This window comes from Burkholderia sp. AU39826, assembly GCF_020419965.1.
GTDB classification, from domain to species: domain Bacteria; phylum Pseudomonadota; class Gammaproteobacteria; order Burkholderiales; family Burkholderiaceae; genus Burkholderia; species Burkholderia semiarida.
In genome coordinates, this window is record NZ_JAIZQG010000002.1 from 871,969 (window position 1) to 892,087 (window position 20,119).

General features: G+C 69.0%; 17 protein-coding genes and 1 tRNA gene. 3 read left to right on the plus strand and 15 right to left on the minus strand.

The window, feature by feature from the left end; genetic code table 11:
• Positions 1 to 126: 126 nt before the first annotated feature.
• The gene (locus tag LGM42_RS08810; RefSeq protein WP_226232008.1) at positions 127 to 1,329 is read right to left on the minus strand and encodes a CaiB/BaiF CoA transferase family protein; all 1,203 of its coding nucleotides are present in this window, start codon (positions 1,327 to 1,329) and stop codon (positions 127 to 129) included.
• The gene (locus tag LGM42_RS08815) at positions 1,326 to 3,077 is read right to left on the minus strand and encodes an acyl-CoA dehydrogenase family protein (RefSeq protein WP_226232009.1); all 1,752 of its coding nucleotides are present in this window, start codon (positions 3,075 to 3,077) and stop codon (positions 1,326 to 1,328) included. The genes LGM42_RS08810 and LGM42_RS08815 overlap by 4 nt, the downstream gene beginning before the upstream one ends.
• 171 nt (positions 3,078 to 3,248) lie before the next feature.
• Here LGM42_RS08815 and LGM42_RS08820 point away from each other — a divergent pair, with 171 nt between their 5' ends.
• Positions 3,249 to 4,151, plus strand: a complete 903-nt coding sequence (locus tag LGM42_RS08820) for a LysR family transcriptional regulator (RefSeq protein WP_226232010.1) — start codon at positions 3,249 to 3,251, stop codon at positions 4,149 to 4,151.
• A 99-nt stretch (positions 4,152 to 4,250) separates the two neighbouring features.
• Positions 4,251 to 4,325: transfer RNA gene (locus LGM42_RS08825), tRNA-Val, on the plus strand.
• A gap of 115 nt (positions 4,326 to 4,440) precedes the next feature.
• Here LGM42_RS08825 and LGM42_RS08830 read toward each other — a convergent pair.
• The 11 genes from LGM42_RS08830 to LGM42_RS33020 all read right to left on the minus strand — a co-directional run bounded on the left by LGM42_RS08830 (position 4,441) and on the right by LGM42_RS33020 (position 17,204).
• Positions 4,441 to 5,835, minus strand: a complete 1,395-nt coding sequence (locus tag LGM42_RS08830; protein WP_226232011.1) for an aspartate aminotransferase family protein — start codon at positions 5,833 to 5,835, stop codon at positions 4,441 to 4,443.
• Between the two features lie 28 nt (positions 5,836 to 5,863).
• Positions 5,864 to 7,201, minus strand: a complete 1,338-nt coding sequence (locus tag LGM42_RS08835) for a glutamine synthetase family protein (RefSeq protein WP_099316577.1) — start codon at positions 7,199 to 7,201, stop codon at positions 5,864 to 5,866.
• A gap of 11 nt (positions 7,202 to 7,212) precedes the next feature.
• Positions 7,213 to 8,025: a gamma-glutamyl-gamma-aminobutyrate hydrolase family protein gene (locus LGM42_RS08840; RefSeq protein ID WP_226232012.1), complete on the minus strand. Its 813-nt coding sequence runs from the start codon at positions 8,023 to 8,025 to the stop codon at positions 7,213 to 7,215.
• A gap of 733 nt (positions 8,026 to 8,758) precedes the next feature.
• Positions 8,759 to 9,556 (minus strand): N-formylglutamate deformylase, encoded by a 798-nt coding sequence (gene hutG, locus LGM42_RS08845; protein ID WP_226232013.1) that lies wholly within the window; start codon positions 9,554 to 9,556, stop codon positions 8,759 to 8,761.
• Positions 9,557 to 9,613: 57 nt separating this feature from the next.
• Positions 9,614 to 10,990 carry a formimidoylglutamate deiminase gene (locus LGM42_RS08850; RefSeq protein WP_226232046.1) on the minus strand — a complete coding sequence of 459 codons (1,377 nt, stop codon included), beginning with the start codon at positions 10,988 to 10,990 and terminating at the stop codon, positions 9,614 to 9,616.
• 196 nt (positions 10,991 to 11,186) lie between these two features.
• Positions 11,187 to 12,410 (minus strand): imidazolonepropionase, encoded by a 1,224-nt coding sequence (gene hutI / locus LGM42_RS08855; protein ID WP_060314139.1) that lies wholly within the window; start codon positions 12,408 to 12,410, stop codon positions 11,187 to 11,189.
• 10 nt (positions 12,411 to 12,420) lie between these two features.
• Entirely contained in the window at positions 12,421 to 13,038 is a 618-nt protein-coding gene (locus LGM42_RS08860) for a HutD family protein (protein WP_226232014.1), read from the minus strand.
• A 2-nt stretch (positions 13,039 to 13,040) separates the two neighbouring features.
• Positions 13,041 to 14,729, minus strand: a complete 1,689-nt coding sequence (gene hutU / locus LGM42_RS08865; RefSeq protein ID WP_226232015.1) for a urocanate hydratase — start codon at positions 14,727 to 14,729, stop codon at positions 13,041 to 13,043.
• 38 nt (positions 14,730 to 14,767) lie between these two features.
• Complete coding sequence (gene hutC / locus LGM42_RS08870; RefSeq protein WP_059578316.1) at positions 14,768 to 15,463, minus strand: histidine utilization repressor; 696 nt, start codon at positions 15,461 to 15,463, stop codon at positions 14,768 to 14,770.
• Positions 15,464 to 15,467: 4 nt separating this feature from the next.
• Positions 15,468 to 16,991, minus strand: a complete 1,524-nt coding sequence (gene hutH / locus LGM42_RS08875; protein WP_059578313.1) for a histidine ammonia-lyase — start codon at positions 16,989 to 16,991, stop codon at positions 15,468 to 15,470.
• A 78-nt stretch (positions 16,992 to 17,069) separates the two neighbouring features.
• Positions 17,070 to 17,204 (minus strand): hypothetical protein, encoded by a 135-nt coding sequence (locus LGM42_RS33020; protein ID WP_264168154.1) that lies wholly within the window; start codon positions 17,202 to 17,204, stop codon positions 17,070 to 17,072.
• On the opposite strand from LGM42_RS33020, the gene LGM42_RS08880 reads away from it, so the two are divergent.
• Complete coding sequence (locus tag LGM42_RS08880; RefSeq protein ID WP_226232016.1) at positions 17,203 to 18,123, plus strand: glutamate/aspartate ABC transporter substrate-binding protein; 921 nt, start codon at positions 17,203 to 17,205, stop codon at positions 18,121 to 18,123. The two genes, LGM42_RS33020 and LGM42_RS08880, sit on opposite strands and share 2 nt — an antisense overlap.
• 21 nt (positions 18,124 to 18,144) lie before the next feature.
• Here LGM42_RS08880 and LGM42_RS08885 read toward each other — a convergent pair whose 3' ends face one another.
• On the minus strand, positions 18,145 to 18,900 hold the full coding sequence (locus tag LGM42_RS08885; RefSeq protein WP_226232017.1) for a 4'-phosphopantetheinyl transferase family protein: 756 nt from the start codon (positions 18,898 to 18,900) through the stop codon (positions 18,145 to 18,147).
• 123 nt (positions 18,901 to 19,023) lie between these two features.
• On the minus strand, positions 19,024 to 20,064 hold the full coding sequence (locus tag LGM42_RS08890) for an alpha/beta fold hydrolase (protein ID WP_226232018.1): 1,041 nt from the start codon (positions 20,062 to 20,064) through the stop codon (positions 19,024 to 19,026).
• Positions 20,065 to 20,119 lie beyond the last annotated feature (55 nt).

Below are 20,119 nucleotides of genomic sequence, written 5' to 3' on the forward strand. Positions count from 1 at the left end.
CGGTCGCGCGCGTTGCCGGAGGGCCGATCTTGCGCCGCCGGCTCGCGAGGTTGGGCTACGTTGCGTTGCTTGATGTCGGCGTCGGTCCGTTCGGGACGACGTTCGTTTGCGGGCGCCCTCGGCCCGTCACGTCTCGTCCGGCCCGACCTTCAGCACGCCGGCATCGAGCAATTGCTGCTGAAGCGCGCGATCGACGCCGAGCCGATCGAGCACCGCGCGCGTGTCGCGGCCGAGCGCGGGCGGCGCCGACCGGTAGGTGGCCGGCGTGCGCGACAGCTTCACCGGCGACGCGGTGCCGCGATACGCGCCGATCTCGACGAACAGCTCGCGATGCAGCGCATGCGGATCGTGCGCGACGTCGGCCACCGTGCGCACCGGCCCGCACGGCACACCGGCCGCCATCAGGTCGCGCGCGAGCGGCGCGCACGCGTGCGCGCCGAGCCGCGCTTCCAGTTCCGCCTTCAGCTCCGGGCGATGCGCGCAGCGGCTGCGGTTGTCGACGAAGCGCGGATCGCCGGCGAGCGCCGGTGCGCCGAGATGCGCGACGAGCCGCGCGAACTGCCGGTCGTTGCCGACCGCGAGGAAGATCGGCGCGGTCGCCGTGCGGTAGCTGTCGTACGGCGCGATGTTCGGATGCGCGTTGCCGCTGCGTTCCGGCACGCGGCCCGACCCGAAGAAGTTCGGCAGGTGCGGATGCAGCAGCGACACGCCGCAGTCGTACAGCGCCACGTCGATCGACTGCCCGCGCCCGCTCTTCTCGCGCTCCGCGAGCGCCAGCAGGATGCCGGCGAGTGCGTTCAGCCCCGTGACCATGTCGACGATCGGCAGGCCGATGCGGGTCGCGTCGCCGTCGCGTTCGCCGTTCACGCTCATCAGCCCGGCCATCGCCTGGATCACCGCGTCGTAGCCCGGCAGCCCGCCGAGCGGACCGTCGTCGCCGAAGCCCGTCACCGCGCAGTGGATCAGGCGCGGAAAGCGCGGCTGCAGGTCGCGTGCGTAGTCCATCCCCCATCGCGCGAGCGTGCCCGGCTTGAAGTTCTCGACGAGCACGTCGGCTTCTTCGAGCAGGCGCCGCAGGATCGCGCGCCCTTCTTCGCGCGACAGGTCGAGCGCGAGCCCTTCCTTGTTGCGGTTCACGCCCATGAAGTACCAGGCCGTGTCGCCGAGGAACGGCGGCCCCCAGCCGCGCGTCTCGTCGCCGGCGGGCGGCTCGATCTTGACCACCGTCGCGCCGTGGTCGGCGAGCGCCTGCGTGCAATACGGGCCGCCGAGCACCCGGCTCAGGTCGACGACCTTCAGGCCGTTCAGTGCGCCACGCGTCGCGTTCATCGCTCGACCTCCGGCAGCAGGTCGAGCGCCGTGTCGAGCGCGACCGGCAGGCCGCGCAGCAGCGCGTCGGACGCGACCGATTCGTCGTCGCGCGGCGCCGGCGCGAGCGGATCGACCGGCAGCAGCTTGTGACGCACGATCAGGTGTGCGAGCGCGAGACGCCTGAAATCCGGTGCGAGCCGTGCGCCCTCGCAGGCCATCAGCACGGCCGCGCTCGCGTAATACAGCGCGGACGCGGCCTGCCGCACGCGCGCGTCGTCGCCTTCTCCGGCCACCCTCGCGAGCGCATCGCACGCCCGCGCGAGGATGCGCCGCAGCGCCGTGCGGCTCGCGTCGGGCAGCGGCGCCGCGCCCAGACGATCGCCGAGGAACGTGCGCAGCGCGTCGAGCGCATGCTCGCGCTGCGCGGCGCGTGCGACGTCGAGCGCGACGATGTTGCTCGTGCCTTCCCAGATCGAACCGAGGTGCGCGTCGCGCACGAGCCGCGCGTCGCTCCATTCCTCGATATAGCCGGTGCCGCCGCGCACTTCCATTGCGTCGCCCGTCACGCGGCGCGCGTCGCGGCAGGCGCGGAACTTGATCAGCGGCGTCAGGATCCGCACGCAGCGCGCCGCCTGCTCGTCGCCCGCGTCGGCCTGCGGCAACAGCAACGCAATCTGCATGAACATCGCGCGCGCGGCTTCGGCCGGCAGCAGCATCTTCATCAGTTGGCGCTGCATCAGCGGCATCTCGATCAGCTTGCGGCCGAACGCCTCGCGATGCGCGGCGACGTGCAGCGCCTCGTTCAGCGCGCGCCGCATCAGCCCCGCCGCGCGCACGCCGTTCGACAGCCGCGACATGTTGATCATGTCGGCCATCTGGTGAAAACCGCGGCCGATCTCGCCGATCAGCCAAGCCTGCGCGCCTTCGAGCACGATCTCGCCGCTCGCCATCGAACGGCTGCCCAGCTTGTCCTTCAGGCGCACGATCCGGTAGCGGTTGCGCGTGCCGTCCGGCAGCGTCTTCGGCAGCAGGAACAGCGCGAGGCCCTTGATGCCGTCGGGCGCGCCGTCGGGCCGTGCGAGCACCATCGCGAGATCGGCGTCCGCGTTCGAGCAGAACCACTTGTCGCCGGTCAGGCGCCAGACGGTCTCGCCGTGCGCGTCGGTTTCGCGGGTCGCGCGCGTCGCGATCCGGCCGACGTCGGAGCCGGCCGCCTGCTCGGTCATGAACATCGCGCCCTGGTACAGCGTGTCGAAGTCGCGCGACGCGAGCTTCGGCAGATAGCGCGCGACGAGCGCAGGATCGCCGAAGCGGCGCAGCGTGCGCGTCAGCGAATCGGTCATGCTGACCGGGCAGCACAGCCCGAATTCCGCCTGCACGAACAGGAACGTCAGCGCGTACTTGACGAGCGGCGGCACGGTTTCGGATCCGTGGCTCAGCGACGCGAGCCCGAGCTCCGCATACGCGACGCGTTCGAGCGCGACGTAGGCCGGATCCTTGTCGATCCGCTGCACGGCCTCGCCGCGCCGGTTGCGGTGCTCGAGCACGGGCGGATGCTTGTCCGCGCGCGACGCCCATTCGTCGAGTTCGCCCGATACGCGGGCGCCGAGCGCGCGCAGCCGCGGCTCGAGTTCGGCATAGCACGCGTCGCCGAGATGCAGCTTCAGCAACGCGCCGAGATCGGGATCGACGGTGAAGAAATTGAGGCCCCGGCTGTCGGGGATATTGGATGCGCCGGTGTCCGGCGTGCGAGCGGTATCGTTCATGCGTGCGTCTCCTGGGTTGCCTGCGCATTGGCCGGGCCGGTGTCGCGGCACCGGCCGGCCCTGCGTCAAGCCTCCCGCAGAGCGTAGGCGCGCGATCGATAAGCGTCCAATACAGGATTTGTCCGGTACGATAGATGTCGCTTATCGATGCCGCCGCCGGGAGGAGACACCATGGAACTGAGGCAGTTGCGCTACTTCGTGGCCGTTGCCGAGGAGCTGCATTTCGGGCGCGCGGCGAAGCGCCTGTTCATCTCGCAGCCGGCGCTGAGTTTCGACATCCGCAAGTTCGAGGACGCGCTCGGCGTGCAGCTCTTTTCGCGCACCAACAAGACGGTCGCGCTGACCAACGCGGGCGAGGTGCTGCTCGGCGAGGCGCGCCGGCTACTGCTGCAGGCGGACGAAGCGGAGCGCCTGACGGTGCGCTCCGCGTCGGGGCTCGCGGGCCGGCTGCGGATCGGCTTCGTCCACTCGATGCTGTATCGCGGGCTGCCGGACGCGGTGCGGCGCTTCGAGGCCGACTATCCGGGCGTCGAGGTCGTGTTGAGCGAGATGAACACGCACGCGCAGGTGCAGGCGATCCAGCGCGGCCAGATCGATCTCGGCTATGCGCACTGGGGCCACTTCCCGCCCGACGTCGAATCGGCGCCCGTCTATGCGGAGCCGTTCGTGTGCTGCCTGCCGGCCGCGCATCCGCTCGCGCGGCGCAGGCAGGTCGCGCTCGCCACGCTCGCGACGGAACCGTTCATCCTGTTTCCGCGCGACGCCGCGCCGCATTATCACGACCTGATCATCGCGCAGTGCGTGAACGCGGGGTTCAGTCCGTTGATCCGCCACGAGGCGCGGCTGTGGCAGACGATCCTGTCGATGATCGAGTTCGGAATGGGCATCGCGCTGGTGCCGCAGGTGCTGCAGCGGGCGAAAAGCGATCGGCTCGCGTTCGTGCCGCTGAAGGATGCGTCGCTCGAATCGCGCACGCTCGCGCTGAAACGCAGCGGCACCGCCGAACCGGTGGCGCGGCGCTTTGCCGGCTACGTGCGCGCATCGATCGATGCGCTGCCCGCGCTCGCGGGCTGAGCGCGCGGCGCGTGCAATGGCGTTGGCAGCTGTTTGAAAAAAATTTGCACAAAGGGCTTTACGAACCCCAAAAGCTCTGACATAATTTGATTCTTCTTTGGGCGGTTAGCTCAGCGGTAGAGCACTGCCTTCACACGGCAGGGGTCACTGGTTCGATCCCAGTACCGCCCACCAAAGAATTCAAGGGCCTGCGTCTCACGACGCGGGCCCTTTTCGTTTTGGCGTCGCGCGTGTCCTGCACGACGCGGCGCCACGTCATGCGCCGCCGCGTCCGCTCGCAGGTAACGCCTTACCGAACGTCCCCCACCCGCTGCGCCGTCGCGTCAAACGCACGCTTCGCCTTGTCGACGATCTCGTCGACCTCCGCCTCGCGAATCACGAGCGGCGGCGACAGCAGCATCCGGTCGCCGGTCGCGCGCATGATCAGGTTGCCGTTGAAACAGAAGTCGCGGCAGATCGTGCCGATATCGACATTCGCATCGAACCGCTCGCGCCGCACACGATCGCGCGCAAGCTGAACGCCCGCGACGAGCCCTGCCCCGGCAATCTCTCCGACGATCGGATGATCGCCCAGCGCGGCACGCAGCCGGCGCTGGAAATACGGCCCGATCTCGTGCTTCACGCGCTCGACGATCCCTTCGTCGCGCAGCAGCTTCAGGTTCGCGACCGCGACGGCCGCCGCCACCGGGTGGCCCGAATACGTGAGGCCGTGGTTGAATTCGCCGTTGTCGATGATCGGGCGCGCGACGCGCTCGTGTATGCCCACCGCGCCCATCGGTACGTAGCCCGATGTCAGGCCCTTCGCCATCGTGATCAGGTCCGGCTCGAAGCCGAAGTGCTGATGCGCGAACCATTCGCCGGTGCGCCCGAACCCGCCGATCACCTCGTCGGCCACCAGCAGGATGTCGTACTTGCGGCAGATCCGCTGGATTTCCGGCCAGTACGTCGACGGCGGGAAGATCACGCCGCCCGCGCCCTGGAACGGCTCGCCGATGAACGCGGCGACGTTCTCCGCGCCGAGTTCGAGGATCTTCGCCTCGAGCTGCCGCGCGCGCGCGAGGCCGAACGCTTCGGGCGTCTCTCCTGCCTGCGCTTCGCCGAAGAAATACGGCTGGTCGATATGCACGATGTGCTCGACCTTCGACGGCATCTGCTCGTGCATGTAGCCCATGCCGCCGAGCGTGCCGCCCGCGATCGTCGAGCCGTGATAGCCGTTCCTGCGCGAGATCACGTATTTCTTCTGCGGCTTGCCCTGCACGCGCCAATATTGGTGCACGAGGCGCAGCACGGTGTCGTTGCCTTCCGAGCCGCTGTTGCAGTAGAAGAAGTGGTTGAAGCCGGCCGGCGTCACTTCCGCGAGCATCGCGGAAAGCTCGATGATCGGCGGGTGCGTGGTCTTGAAGAACGTGTTGTAGAACGGCAGTTCCTGGATCTGCCGATACGCGGCGTCGGCGAGTTCCTTGCGGCCGTAGCCGACGTTCACGCACCACAGGCCGGCCATCCCGTCGATGATCTTGTTGCCGTCCGAATCCCACAGATAAACGCCGTCGGCCTTCACGATCACGCGGCTGCCGGCGCGATTGAGCGCGCCCATGTCCGAGAACGGGTGGATGTGGTGCGCGGCGTCGAGCGCGCGGTATTCGGCGGTCGAGTACTGCGAAAGTGCTTCGTTTCGATCGGTCATGTTTTCTCCGTCAAACAGCGCCGCACGCTTACACGTGCAGCAGCAGGTGCCTGCGTTCCCACGAGCTGATCACGCGGAAGAACGCTTCGTATTCGGTTTCCTTCAACGCCAGATAGGCCTTCACGAACTTGTCGCCGAGGATGCCGGCAAGCGGCTCGCACGCGGCCATCAGCGAGATGCCTTCCTCGAGGTTGCGCGGCAGTTGGTACGGCAGGTCGTAGCCGTCGGATGCGATCGGCTCGGTCGGCGCGAGCTGTTGCGTGATGCCGAGATAGCCGGCGGCGAGCGTCGCCGCGAACGCGAGGTACGGGTTGCAGTCGACACCTGGAATCCGGTTTTCGATGCGTCGCGCGACGGGGCTCGACTGCGGAATGCGAAAGCCCACCGTGCGGTTGTCGTACCCCCACTGCACGTTGATCGGCGCGGCCATGAAGCGCGACAGGCGGCGATACGAGTTGATGTACGGCGCGAAGATCGGCATCAGCGCCGGCGTGTACTTCTGCAGCCCCGCGAGATAGCTGTGAAACAGCGGCGACACGGCCCCGCCTTCGTCGGCGAACAGGTTGCGGCCGGTGCGCGCATCGGCGAGACTCTGATGGATGTGCATCGCGGAGCCCGGCTCGCCCTCCATCGGCTTGGCCATGAACGTCGCATACATGTTGTGGCGCAGCGCGGCCTCGCGCACGGTGCGCTTGAACAGGAACACCTGGTCGGCCAGCGACAGCGCATCGCCATGCACGAAGTTGATCTCCATCTGCGCGGCGCCGACTTCGTGAATCAGCGTCTCGATATCGAGGCCCTGCATTTCGCAGTACTCGTAGATGTCCTCGAACAGCGGATCGAACTCGTTGACGGCCTCGATCGAATACGACTGGCGGCCCGTTTCCGCTCGCCCCGTGCGGCCGACGGGCGGACGCAGCGGCAAGTCGGGATCGGCGTTCATGTCGACCAGATAGAACTCCAGCTCGGGTGCGACGACGGGCGTCCAGCCCTTTGCCTTGTACAAGTCGAGCACGCGGCGCAGCACGTAGCGCGGCGAGATCTCGACCGGCGAGCCGTCGAAGTGCACGCAGTCGTGGATCACCTGCGCGGTCGGGTCGACGGCCCACGGGATCAGGCAGATCGTCGACGGATCGGGCACGCACACCATGTCGGGGTCGGTCACGCCGGTGAGCGACCCGTCTTCCGGATAGTCGCCGGTGACGGTCTGCACCATGACGGCCTGCGGCAGGCGCATCGACTCGCCGGATTCGAACTTGTTGCGCGGAATGATCTTGCCGCGCGCGATGCCGGCCATGTCGGGAATGATCGCCTCGACTTCGGTAATGCGGTGCTGACGCAGGAATTCGCTCAGTTCGGGTTGCATGATCGGTCTCGTTAGTCGATATCGATGTCGGATGCGGCCGGCGACGGTGTCGCGCCGCCGGCCACATGAAGGCGGTGCGTCATCCGCGCGCGGCACGCCGCGCCGAATGCCGCGAAGATGTCACGCGACAGCGGCTGCTCCGCGTAGCGCCATTCGGGATGCCACTGCACGCCCAGCGCGAACGCACGCGCGCCGCGCACGCTGACGGCCTCGACCAGCCCGTCGGGCGCGCTCGCTTCGACGGCAAGCCCTGCGCCCAGGCGCGCGATGCCCTGGTCGTGCAGCGAATTGACCGTCGCCTCGCGCGCGCCGCGCGCGATCCGCTGCAGCAGGCCGCCCGGCGCGAGCCGCACGACGTGCGCGGGACCGTACTGCCGTTCGAGCGGATCGGCCGGCCGTTCGCGATGGTCGTCGAAGCCGGTCGTCGCATGCAGCCGCTGATGCAGCGTGCCGCCATACGCGACGTTCAGTTCCTGCATGCCGCGGCAGATCGCGAGCACGGGTACGCCCGCGTCGATCGCCGCACGGATCAGCGGCAACGCGGTTGCATCGCGCGCCGGATCGTGCAGCGTGTCGGGCGCGCTCGCGGCGCCGCCGTAATGATGCGGCTCGACGTTCGAATAGCTGCCGGTCAACAGCAGCCCGTCGACCGCCGCGACGATCGCCTCGGCCGGCTGCCGCGCGCCGAGCGCGGGCAGCACGAACGCCAGCGCGCCGGCGCCGTCGACGAGCGCGGTGAGGTACTTCTCGCCCGCCGCGTGGTTCGGATGGGCGCCGCGCAGGATGCGGTCGGCGGTGACGGCTACGATCGGTCGCGCACGCATCGGCGTCTCTCCGGTAATCGTGCACGACACGCTCGTGCGCGCAACGACGCAGGTCCATGGGTACGCCGCACGCGCGTGCAATCGCGCCGCGCCAGCGCAGGCGCAGACGCGATCCCGCCGCGCGAACGGTGCGGCAACAGGCGGTACGGCCCGGGACGGAAGCGGAAAGGGACGCTAGGGCAACAACGACGCGCTGCCGTCGCACTGCACCGCGCTGAACAGGTGCGCGGTCACGAGATTGAAGCGGCGCGGGCCGCGATGGGAAATGGCAAAGAAACGAGGCTCGCGTAACGGGGCGGCGCGCGTGCCGCGATCAGCATGCCGGTTCGGCCCGGCCTGAGGCGGCGCGCCCGCCGACGGACTTCGCGTCCGGCGTATCGAAGGGCTGGCGGCTTTCACGATCGTACTCGACTGACTGATGGAGGCAGGACACGTGTCGCAATGCCGCGTGGCGACACGTCAGCAAGATGTCTCGCGCGCATTCCGGCGCAGGCCGGCCATCGTCGATGGCCTCGCCGCCGGTGCGCGCATGACGACTTCCTGACATTCAGCTTATATCACCTAAAAATTGCGTCAACTTTTCAGGGGTCGATGACGACACCGATCAGATGAAAAAAACGGCATCGATCCGCGCGATCGATGCCGTTTTGTGCATTGCATCGGCTTGCCGGCTACGGGCCGGCGGGGCAGGACGTGCCCTCGCGCCGCGCCGCCGCATCGTGGCGGCTCGTGCTCAGCGATGCGCGAGCGCGGTTTCGACGAGCGTCCGCAGCAGCGGCACGATCCGCGCGGCACGCGCTTCGTCGTACGCGTACGGACGCGTCTCTTCCATGTAGGTGATCTGCGACAGTTCGAGCTGCACGGCCTCGACGCCGGTCGAGGGCACGCCATAGTGACGCGTGATGTAGCCGCCCTTGAAGCGCCCGTTCGCGACGGCCGTGTAGCCGCCGTGCGCGAGCACACGCGCAGCCAGCGCCTCCGCGAGACCGGGCGCCGCGCTTGCGCCGCTCGACGTGCCGAAGTTGAAGTCCGGCAGGCGGCCGTCGAAGAAACGCGGCACATGCGAGCGGATCGAATGCGCTTCCCACACGAGCACGCGGCCGTGTTCGCCCTTCAGGCGCGCGATCTCGCGTTGCAGCGCGTCGTGATACGGCAGCCAGTAGCGGTCGCGGCGACGCATGATCTCGACGTTGCCGGGCAGCGCGTTCGCCGGATACAGCGGCGCCTTGTCGAACGTATCGATCGGCACGAGCCCCGTCGTGTCCTGCCCCGGATACAGGTTCTCGTTGTCGGGCGGGCGGTTCAGGTCGACGACGTAACGCGCGTGCGACGGCACGAGGATCGATGCGCCGAGTTCGGCCGCGAAGCCGTACAGCCGCTCGAGATGCCAGTCGCAATCGTCGACGAAGCGCGCGTCGGGCGTCATCGTCGCGGCGATGTCGTCGGGAATGTGCGTGCCCGCGTGCGGAATCGAGATCAGCAGCGGCAGCGTGCCCTGCTTCAGCGTGAATACAGCCGGTTGTTCAGTCATGTCGCCTCACCGTAAGAGTCTGCCGGCGCGCGCATGCGGCGCGCCGGTTGCCGCGCGTCAGCGCAGCAATTGCGCCAGCGCGGCGCGGTAGTCGGCATACGCGGCGGCTTCGTCGCGATGGCGGCGGCCGCTCACGACGCGCTCGCCGCCCGTATAGACGTCGAGCACCGGCGTCTCGCCGTGCTCGGCGAACACGATGCCCGACAGCCAGGCCGCGCTGCCGTGTTCGGCGATCGCCGGATGGTCGGGATCGAGCACGAGCCAGTCGGCGCGACTGCCTGCGCGCAGCGCGCCGATGCGCCGCCCGCTCGCCTGCGCGCCGCCCGCGAGCGACGCGTCGAACAGGCGATCGGCGACGTGCGCCTGCGATTCGCTCGCCAGCACGTTGCGCGCGCGATGCACGAGCCGCTGCCCGTATTCGAGCAGGCGCAGCTCCGAGCGCCACTCGACCGATGCGTGGCTGTCCGAGCCGACGCCGATCACGCCGCCTTGGGCGAGATAGTCGACGGCCGGGAACACGCCGTCGCCGAGGTTCGCTTCGGTCGTCAGGCACAGCCCGGCGACCGCGCGACGCCTCGCGAGCGCCGCCGTCTCGGCCTCATCGACGTGCGTGGCGTGCACGAGGCACCAGCGCGCATCGACGTCGAATCGATCGAGCAGCCATTGCACGGGACGTGCGCCGTAAGCGCGCACGCAGTCGTCGACCTCGGCCGTCTGCTCGGCGATGTGGATATGCACCGGCGCATCGTCGGGCAACCCGTCGAGCAGCGCACGCAGCCCGTTCTCGGACACCGCGCGCAGCGAATGCGGCGCGACGCCGTAGCGCAGCCCGCCATGCTCGGGCGCCGCGCGACGCATCGCGTCGAGCAGTTCGAGCACGCCGTCGGGCGTGTTGATGAAACGGCGCTGGTCGTCGCGCGGCGGCTTGTTGCCGAAGCCCGCGAACTGGTACGACACGGGCAGCATCGTGATGCCGATGCCGGCCGCTCGCGCGGCGTCGACCACGCGCGAGCCGAGCTCGGCGATCCGCGGATAGCGCGAGCCGTCCTGCGCGTGATGCACGTAGTGGAATTCGCACACCGACGTGTAGCCGCACTTGAGCATCTCGACGTACAGCCAGCGTGCAATCGCCGCGAGCGCGTCGGGTGTGATCTTCAGCGCGAAGCGGTACATCAGGTCGCGCCAGCTCCAGAAGCTGTCGGCGGGATTCGCGCGGTATTCGGTGAGCCCCGCCATCGCGCGCTGGAACGCGTGCGAATGCAGGTTCGGCATGCCGGGCAGCACCGGCCCGGCCGCGCGCGCGACGCCCGCCGGGGCGTCGGTGTCGGGCGTCACGTCGGTCAGCGTGCCGGCCGCGTCCCAGCGCAGCAGCACGTTGCGGCGCCAGCCATCGGGCAGGTAGGCATGGTCCGCGAACAACATCGTGTCGGTCATTGGAGTCCTCATCGACCGGATCCAGCACGCAAGCGTGTCGTCCGGCCCGGTACCGCGGCCGGCAGGCGCGAGCGCATCGCGCCCGCCCCTGCGTCGCGGCGATCGACCGGAGGGCGCGCTGGCGCGCCGGGCCCGGTCCCATGCAAGGCGTCGGCCGGGCCCGGTCCGTCACGACCCGGCCCGGCCGACGTGAAACTTATCCGTTCATCCGGCGAAACACGGTCGTGCCGCCGCGGACGACCTGCTCGCACAGCGGCCGGCCGATCCAGTACGCGAGCTCGGCCAGCGAGCCGACCGACCACGCGGCGAAGTCGGCCTGTCGACCGACTTCGAGCGCGCCGTGACGATCCGCGCGGCCGAGCGCCGCGGCCGCATGGCGCGTGACGCCCTGCAGCACCTCGGGCACCGTCATGCGGAACAGCGTGCAGCCCATGTTCAGCGTCAGCAGCAGCGATTCAAGCGGCGACGTGCCGGGGTTGTGATCGGTCGCGAGCGCGATCGGCACGCCGTGCTTGCGCAGCAGCTCGATCGGCGGCAGTTGCGTTTCGCGGATGAAGTAGTACGCGCCGGGCAGCAGCACGGCGACCGTGCCGGCCGCCTTCATCGCCTCGATGCCGGCTTCGTCGAGAAATTCGAGGTGATCGGCGGACAGCGCACGGTAGCGCGCGGCGAGCGCCGTGCCGCCCGCATTCGACAGTTGCTCCGCATGCAGCTTCACCGGCAGCCCGCGCCGCGTCGCGGCCTCGAACACGCGCTCGGTCTGCGCGAGCGAAAAGCCGATGCGTTCGCAGAACACGTCGACCGCGTCGACGAGCCCTTCGTCGGCCAGCGTCGGCAGCATCCGGTCGCACACTTCGTCGATGTACGCATCCGCGCGGCCCGCATATTCGGGCGGCAGCGCATGCGCGCCGAGGAAGGTCGTGTAAACGCTGACCGGGAAGCGCTCGCCGAGCTGGCGCGCGACGCGCAGCATCTTGCGCTCGCTCGCGAGGTCGAGCCCGTAGCCGGATTTGATCTCGATCGCGGTCACGCCTTCGGCGAGCAGCGGCTGCAGGCGCGCGGCAGCCTGCACGAACAGCGTCGTCTCGTCGGCCGCGCGCGTCGCGCGCACCGTCGACACGATTCCGCCGCCCTGCCGCGCGATTTCCTCGTAGCTGACGCCCGCGAGGCGCTGCGCGAATTCGTCGGCACGCGTGCCGCCGTACACGAGGTGCGTATGGCAGTCGACGAAGCCCGGCGTCACCCACGCGCCGTGCAGGTCCTCGCGCCGCCAGTGCGCGTAACCGTGCGGCAGCGCGGATAGCGCGCCGAGCCACGCGATCGTGCCGGTTTCGTCGACGGCGATCGCCGCGTCGTCGATCGTCTCGTCGGGATGGCCGTGCGGACACAGCCTCAGGTGATGCCAGACAGTCGGTTTCATGCGTTCAGTCTCATTCGCCGACGGCAAGCGTGACGGCGAGCAGCGCGCCGCTTCCGCTCACGACGACGTCAAACGCACGCCGCGGCCCGTCGAGCCGCAACGTGTCCATGTCTTCCAGCGCGTAGTGCATGCCGTCGATGTCGACGCCGACCGCACCGGCCGCGCAGAACAGCAGCACGGTATCGGCCGGCGCAAGACGGTGCGCGCCCGCGCGCCACACGTCGAGCGCGCCACGCGCGGCGCAACGGCGCGTCATCAGGTTGAAGTCGCGCGTCGCGCCGTCGTGCAGCGTCGCATCGATCGCCGTCTCGCCCGCGAAATCCGCGCGGGCCAGCGGCGCGTCGAGCACGTGCCGCGCGCCGCCCGCTTCGGCGAGCGTCATGCCCGCGCCGGACAGCAGCACGAGCGTGCGGTCGACGCCGTCGAAACGCGAGAACGGCCCGGCCGTGCCGACGTCCGCGACGCTCACGCGCCACGCGAACGTATCGAGCGCCGCGCCGGGCGGGAACGCGCCGATCTCGCGCGTCACGCCACCGCCGTTCTTCCACGGCGACGCAACGAGATCAGCCGCGCGGATCACCGCGACGGCCGGTGTTGCGTTCACCGGCGCCTGATCGAGCGCCGTCATGCTCAGCGGCCGAGCATCGGCAGCTTGAGGCCGGCTTCGCGAGCCGTCCGCTGCGCGAGTTCGTAGCCGGCATCCGCATGGCGCATCACGCCCGTCGCCGGATCGTTCAGCAGCACGCGACCGAGACGTTCGTGCGCGTCAGCCGTACCGTCGGCGACGATCACGACGCCCGAGTGCTGCGAGAAGCCCATGCCGACGCCGCCGCCATGGTGCAGCGACACCCACGACGCGCCGCCTGCGGTGTTCAGCAGCGCGTTCAGCAGCGGCCAGTCGCTGACGGCGTCCGAGCCGTCCTTCATCGATTCCGTCTCGCGGTTCGGGCTCGCGACCGAGCCCGTGTCGAGGTGGTCGCGACCGATCACGATCGGCGCCTTCAGTTCGCCGTTCTTCACCATCTCGTTGAACGCCTGGCCGAGGCGATAGCGATCCTTCACGCCGACCCAGCAGATCCGTGCAGGCAGGCCCTGGAACGCGATGCGCTCACGCGCCATGTCGAGCCAGTTGTGCAGGTGCGGATCGTCGGGGATCAGCTCCTTCACCTTCTGGTCGGTCTTGTAGATGTCTTCCGGATCGCCGGACAGCGCGACCCAGCGGAACGGGCCCTTGCCTTCGCAGAACAGCGGACGGATGTACGCCGGCACGAAGCCCGGGAAGTCGAATGCGTTCTCGACGCCCATTTCCAGCGCCATCTGGCGGATGTTGTTGCCGTAGTCGAGCGTCGCCGCGCCGCGTTCCTGCAGCGCGAGCATCGCGCGCACCTGGACGGCCATCGACTGCTTCGCGACCTTCACGATGCTCTGCGGATCGACCTTTTGCGCTTCGCGCCATTGCGCGACGGTCCAGCCTTGCGGCAGGTAGCCGTTGATCGGGTCGTGCGCGCTCGTCTGGTCGGTCACGCAGTCCGGCGTGATGCCGCGCGTGACGAGTTCCGCGAACACGTCGGCCGCGTTGCCGAGCAGGCCGACCGACACCGGCTTGCCGGTGCGCTTCGCTTCGTCGATCATGCCGAGCGCCTCGTCGAGCGTCGTCGCCTTCTTGTCGACGTAGCGCGTCTTCAGGCGGAAGTCGATGCGCGTCTCGTCGCATTCGACCGCGATCATCGAGAAGCCGGCCATCGTCGCGGCGAGCGGCTGCGCGCCGCCCATCCCGCCCAGGCCGCCCGTCAGGATCCAGCGGCCCGACGGATCGCCGTTGAAGTGCTGGTTCGCGACCGAGAAGAAGGTTTCATAGGTGCCCTGCACGATGCCCTGGCTGCCGATGTAGATCCAGCTGCCGGCCGTCATCTGGCCGTACATCATCAGGCCCTTGCGGTCGAGCTCGTGGAAGTGATCCCAGTTCGCCCAGTGCGGCACGAGGTTCGAGTTCGCGAGCAGCACGCGCGGCGCATCCTTGTGCGTGCGGAACACGCCGACCGGCTTGCCCGACTGGATCAGCAGCGTTTCGTTTTCCTCGAGATCCTTCAGTGACGCGAGGATCTGGTCATAGCATTCCCAGTTGCGCGCCGCGCGGCCGATGCCGCCGTACACGACGAGCGCGTGCGGATGCTCGGCGACTTCCGGATCGAGGTTGTTCTGGATCATCCGGTAGGCCGCCTCGGCCAACCAGGTCTTGCACGTCTTCTCGCTGCCGCGTGGCGCGCGGATCGTGCGCGTCGGATCGAGACGGGGATCGATGTGTTTCGGATGGTTCATGACGACTGCTCCCGAGGGAAATTGAAATCAATAAGGAATCAGAAATGCCCGGTGAAGCGATAACGGCTGCCGGGATGCCACAGATTCGCCACCGAGGCGACGACGCCCTGCGACCAGGTGCGCCGATGTAAAACCAGACACGGCTCGACGTCGTCCATCCGCAGCTGCTCGCGCCGCTCCGGCGCCGGGGCCGCCGCTTCGATCCGGTACTCGACGCGCTGCAGCGGCGCCGCGCGCATCAGATACAGGTTCGGCGTCGTGTTCGTGAAATCCTGCTCGGCGTAATCCGGCGCGACCGCCGGATTCACCCACCGTTCTTCGAGCTGCACGGGCTCGTCGTTCTCGAAGTGCAGCACCTGCGAATGAAACAGCTTCGTGCGCACGGCCACCTGCATCTCGTCGGCGAGGGCCTCGTCGGCGCGGATCGTGTCGAGGCCGAGCACACTGGCGCGGTATGCATGCCCGCGCGCGCCGACCTCTTCCGAAATGCTGCGGATCGCCACCAGCGTCGACTCGTACTTCGGCCGCGCGACGTAGGTGCCCGCGCCCTTCATGCGCGTGAGCACCTGCTCGGCCGTCAACTCGCGCAATGCGCGGTTGACGGTCATGCGCGCCACCTTGAACTCGCGCGCCAGTTCGTTCTCGGACGGCACCTGGTCGCCCTCCTCCCACTCGCCGGCGTGAATGCGGGCCAGGATGAAATCCTTGATCTCCTGGTAGACCGGCGCGCTCATCGGCTTACTGTTCCGATGCGAACGAGAACGGCGCGACCTTCGCGAACGCACGCTCGCCGACGAGCTTCGCGATCACCGCGATGTCCGGCGCGAAGTAGTGGTCGAGTTCGTAGTGCGCGACCTGGCTGCGAATCGTCTCCATCACCGGCGCGAGCTTCGGGCTCGTGTGGTACGGCGCACGCAGGTCGACGCCTTGCGCGGCGGCCAGCAGCTCGATCGCGAGGATGTGCTTCGTGTTGTCCGCGATGTCGGCGAGCTTGCGCGCGGCGAACGTCGCCATCGACACGTGGTCTTCCTGGTTGGCCGAGGTCGGCAGCGAGTCGACCGACGCCGGGTGCGCGAGCGTCTTGTTTTCCGATGCGAGTGCGGCCGCCGTCACGTGCGCGATCATGAAGCCGGAGTTCACGCCGCCGTCCTTCACGAGGAACGGGGGCAGGCCCGACAGTGTCGCGTCGATCAGGAGCGCGATGCGGCGTTCGGCCAGCGCGCCGATTTCCGCTGCGGCGAGCGCGAGGTTGTCGGCCGCGAACGCGACGGGCTCCGCGTGGAAGTTGCCGCCCGACAGCACTTCGCCGGTGTCCGGGAAGATCAGCGGGTTGTCCGACACGGCGTTCGCTTCGACGAGCAGCACGTCGGCCGCGTGGCGCATCTGGTCCAGGCACGCGCCCATCACCTGCGGCTGGCAGCGCAGGCTGTACGGATCCTGCACCTTGTCGCAGTCGCGGTGCGACTGGTTGATCGGCGAGCCTTCGAGCAGTTCGCGGTACGACGCGGCCGCGTCGATCTGGCCTTGGTGGCCGCGCAGTTCGTGGATGCGCGCGTCGAACGGCTTCACCGAGCCGGCCGCCGCGTCGACCGACAGCGCGCCGGCGACGAGCGCGGTGCGGTACAGGTCTTCGATCGTGAACATGTTGTCGAGCGCGAGCGCGGTCGACGCCTGCGTGCCGTTCAACAGCGCGAGGCCTTCCTTCGCCTGCAGCGTGAGCGGCGCGAGGCCCGCGACGCGCAGACCGTCGAGCGCGCTCGCGCGCTCGCCGCGGATGAACACTTCGCCGACGCCGAGCAGCACGGCCGACATGTGCGCGAGCGGCGCGAGGTCGCCCGACGCGCCGACCGAGCCCTTCACCGGGATCAGCGGCAGCACGTCGGCATTGAACAGCGTGATCAGCGCGTCCATCACTTCACGACGGATGCCCGAGTGGCCGCGGCCGAGGCTCGACAGCTTCAGCGCCATCAGCAGGCGCACCGACGAACGCGCCATCGGCTCGCCGACGCCGACCGCGTGCGACAGCACGAGGTTCTTCTGCAGCAGTTCGAGCTGGTCGTGCGGGATGTGGGTGCTCGCCAGGCGGCCGAAGCCCGTGTTGATGCCGTAGGCCGGCTCGCCCTTCGCGGCGATGTCGGCGACGGCCTTCGCGCCGGCGTCGATCTTCGCGAAGCTGGCCGGGTCGAGCTTCAGTTGCACGGATTCACGTGCGATCCGGCGCAGTTGCGGGAGCGTCAGGTGGCCGGGGGTCAACGTAATCATGTGAGCAATCCTGTCTAGACAAGTTCGGAATGGATTGAAGTGTAGCCACCCACACTTGTCTAGACAACCCGTTTTTCATTATTCCGACTCGGGAGTTTCCCTGATGCCCAGCAGGCCCGCCGCGCCGGTCGCCGCGATCCGGCTCTTAACATCTGTTGCAATTATTTTATTTTTGGCAACATACGAATCATCGCTCGCCACGGAGACCGTCATGCCCTGCCCGTCACGATTCGCCGCCCGCCTCGGCTTCCCCCTGCTCGTCGTCGCGTGCGCGCTCGCGCACGGTGCGTCCTTCGCGGCGGAGCCGCTGTCCGGCACGCTCGACAGGATCCGCCAGGCCAACCTGATTTCGATCGGCCATCGCGAAACGTCGGTGCCGTTCTCCTATGTCGATGCCAGCGGCAAGGTCGTCGGTTTCTCGCAGGACCTGTGCGACCGCGTGATCGCCGCGGTGAAGGCGCGCACCGGCAAGCCCGACCTGCAGGTGCGCTTCATTCCGGTCACGTCGCAGAACCGCATTCCGCTCGTGCAGAACGGCACCGTCGATCTCGAATGCGGCGTGACCACCAACCTCGCCGCGCGCCATGCGCAGGTCGCGTTCTCGACCACCTTCTTCGTCGCGACGACGCGCCTGCTCACGCGCACGAGTTCGGGTATCCGCGACTTCCCCGATCTCGCCGGCAAGACGGTCGTGACGAACCAGGGCACGACGTCCGAACGCCTGCTGCGCAAGATGAACGAAGAAAGGAAGATGGGCATGCAGATCATCAGCGCGAAGGACTACGGCGAAGGACGCCTCACGCTCGAATCCGGCCGCGCGGCCGCGTACATGATGGACGACGTGCTGCTCGCGGGCGTGCGCCAGCTCGCCGCGAAACCGGCCGACTGGCGGATCGTCGGCACGCCGCAATCGTCGGAAGCGTACGGGTTCATGCTGCGCAAGGACGATCCGCAATTCAAGGCGCTCGTCGACGGCGTGCTCGTGCAGTTGATGAAAAGCGGCGAGATCGACGCGCTGTACGACAAGTGGTTCTTGAAGCCGGTGCCGCCGAAGGGGCTGTCGTTCGACTTCCCGATGAGCGACGTGATCAAGGCGCGCTATGCGGCGCCGAACGACGCGCCGCTCGAGTGAGCGCCGCGCGTCGACACCGGCTTACGCGCGCGTCCACGCGACGCACGCCGCGTAGCCGGGCGCCGCGTCGAGCCACGCCGCGTCGAACGCCGCGACGCCGGCGGCAGGCGCGGCCGGCTCGACGATCGTCGTCGCGGGCGTCGCCGCGTCGCTCGGCGGCACGACCGCGAACGCGCGCAGCCCGCCGACGATGCCGGTGCCGAGCGCCTTGAGCAGCGCCTCCTTCGCGGACCACACGCGCATGAATTCACCCTCGCGCGCGCCGGGCGGCAGACCGTCGAGATACGCGATCTCGGCGGGCGCGCACACTTCGCGCGTCAGCGCGCGCCAGTCGGTCGCGCGGTTGCAGCCCTCGATATCGACGCCGACACGGCCCGCCGGCGCCCACGCGAGCAGCGCATGCTCGCCCGCGTGCGACACGTTGAAGTCGAGCGACGCGCGATGCGCAGGGTCCAGCGACGGCCGCCCCGCTGCGTCGACGACGATCGCGACCGCACGCGGCGCGATGCCGAGCGCCGCGCCGAGCACGTCGCGCAGCGCGGCGCGCGTCGCGGCGCTGCGCACCGCATCCTCGTGCCGCAGGAAGCGTGCGGCGCGGGCGCGCTCGTGATCGCTCAGCGCCGCATACGCGGCCGACACGAGCGGCACGCGCCAGTCGAAATCGACGCGCGCGATCCGCACGCCGGCGCGCGCCGCGGCGGGCGGCACGTCGAGCGCATGCATGCGCCATGCGCGGGGCGTTTCAACGGAAGAAGCGGAATCGGACGGAATGGACATCGGCGCGCGACAGTCGGTGCGGTAAAACGAAAGGTCCGATGTTAATCGATCGCGCCGGCCTGCGGCCGCTGCGACACGATCGGGCATTGAACGGGGCTGCGCGATGCGTGCGCGGATGCGCGGTCACCCGTTCGCGGCGATGCCGGGCAAGCCGCTCCCCGTCAGCCGCCCGCGCGACGCCGGGTGCAGCGCGTGCACGACGCCCGGCGCATCGGCCGGCAGCACGCCGTGTTGCAGCCAGTACAGCGCGACGGGCCACAGCGTGTCGGTGAAGCGGCTGTGGAAAAACGCGAAATGGCCGATCGCGTCGACGCCGATGTCGGCCGGCGCGATCCGCAGATGCGTGACGTTGCTGCCCGTGTAATAGCCGGCCAGCCGCTCGATCGCGTCGACCGTGCCGAACGCGTCGTCGTCGATGCCGATCGCGAGCAGCGGCGCCGACAGCCCCGCGAAGCGCGCCGGCAACGCGGTGCGACTCGTGGCGCTGTCGTCGAGCACGCTGCCGATGTAGCCATCCTCGAAACGCGGCTGCGAGCGCGCCCACGACAGTGCGACGCCGCGCGGCGTGTCCTCCATCCAGCCGAGCCGCTTCGCGGGCACGTAGCCGAACACGGCCGCGAGCGCGGGCATCGCGACATGCCACTTCCACCACATCCGGCGTCGCTCGGCCGGCAGGTAATCGCGCCAGTACGCATACTGCGCGCCGACGGTGACCACATGCCGCGCGTGCACGTTCGATGCCGCGAGGCCGAGCACGCAGCCGCCGATGCTGTGCGCGACCACGTCGAGCGGCTGCCCCGGAAACGCGTCGCGCGCGTAGTGCAGCGCGGCTTCGCAATCGAGCCGCCCCCAGTCGAGCCAGTTCGCGTGCAGCTTCGCGAGCCGCGCCGGGCGCGACCCGCCGATGCCGCGATAGTCGTAGACGAGCACGTCGCGCCCTTGCGCGAACAGCCAGGCCGCGAAACGAAAGTAGTAGTCGCAGCGCACCGACGTCGCGCAATTGACGACCGTCACGGGCCGCACGGCGCCGCCGCCGCGATGGCGCCAGACATGGGCGCGCAGTTCGTAGCCGTCGGCTGCGCGCAGCGTCACGGGTTCGGGTGGCAACGCGTCGGCCGTGCGATTGGCCTGTGGCGCGCCGCTGTTCTCGTTCGAAATCGTCATCGTGTCTCCTGTCGACCAGAGTTAGTGCTTCAGCACTTACTCTGGTCCCATGGCG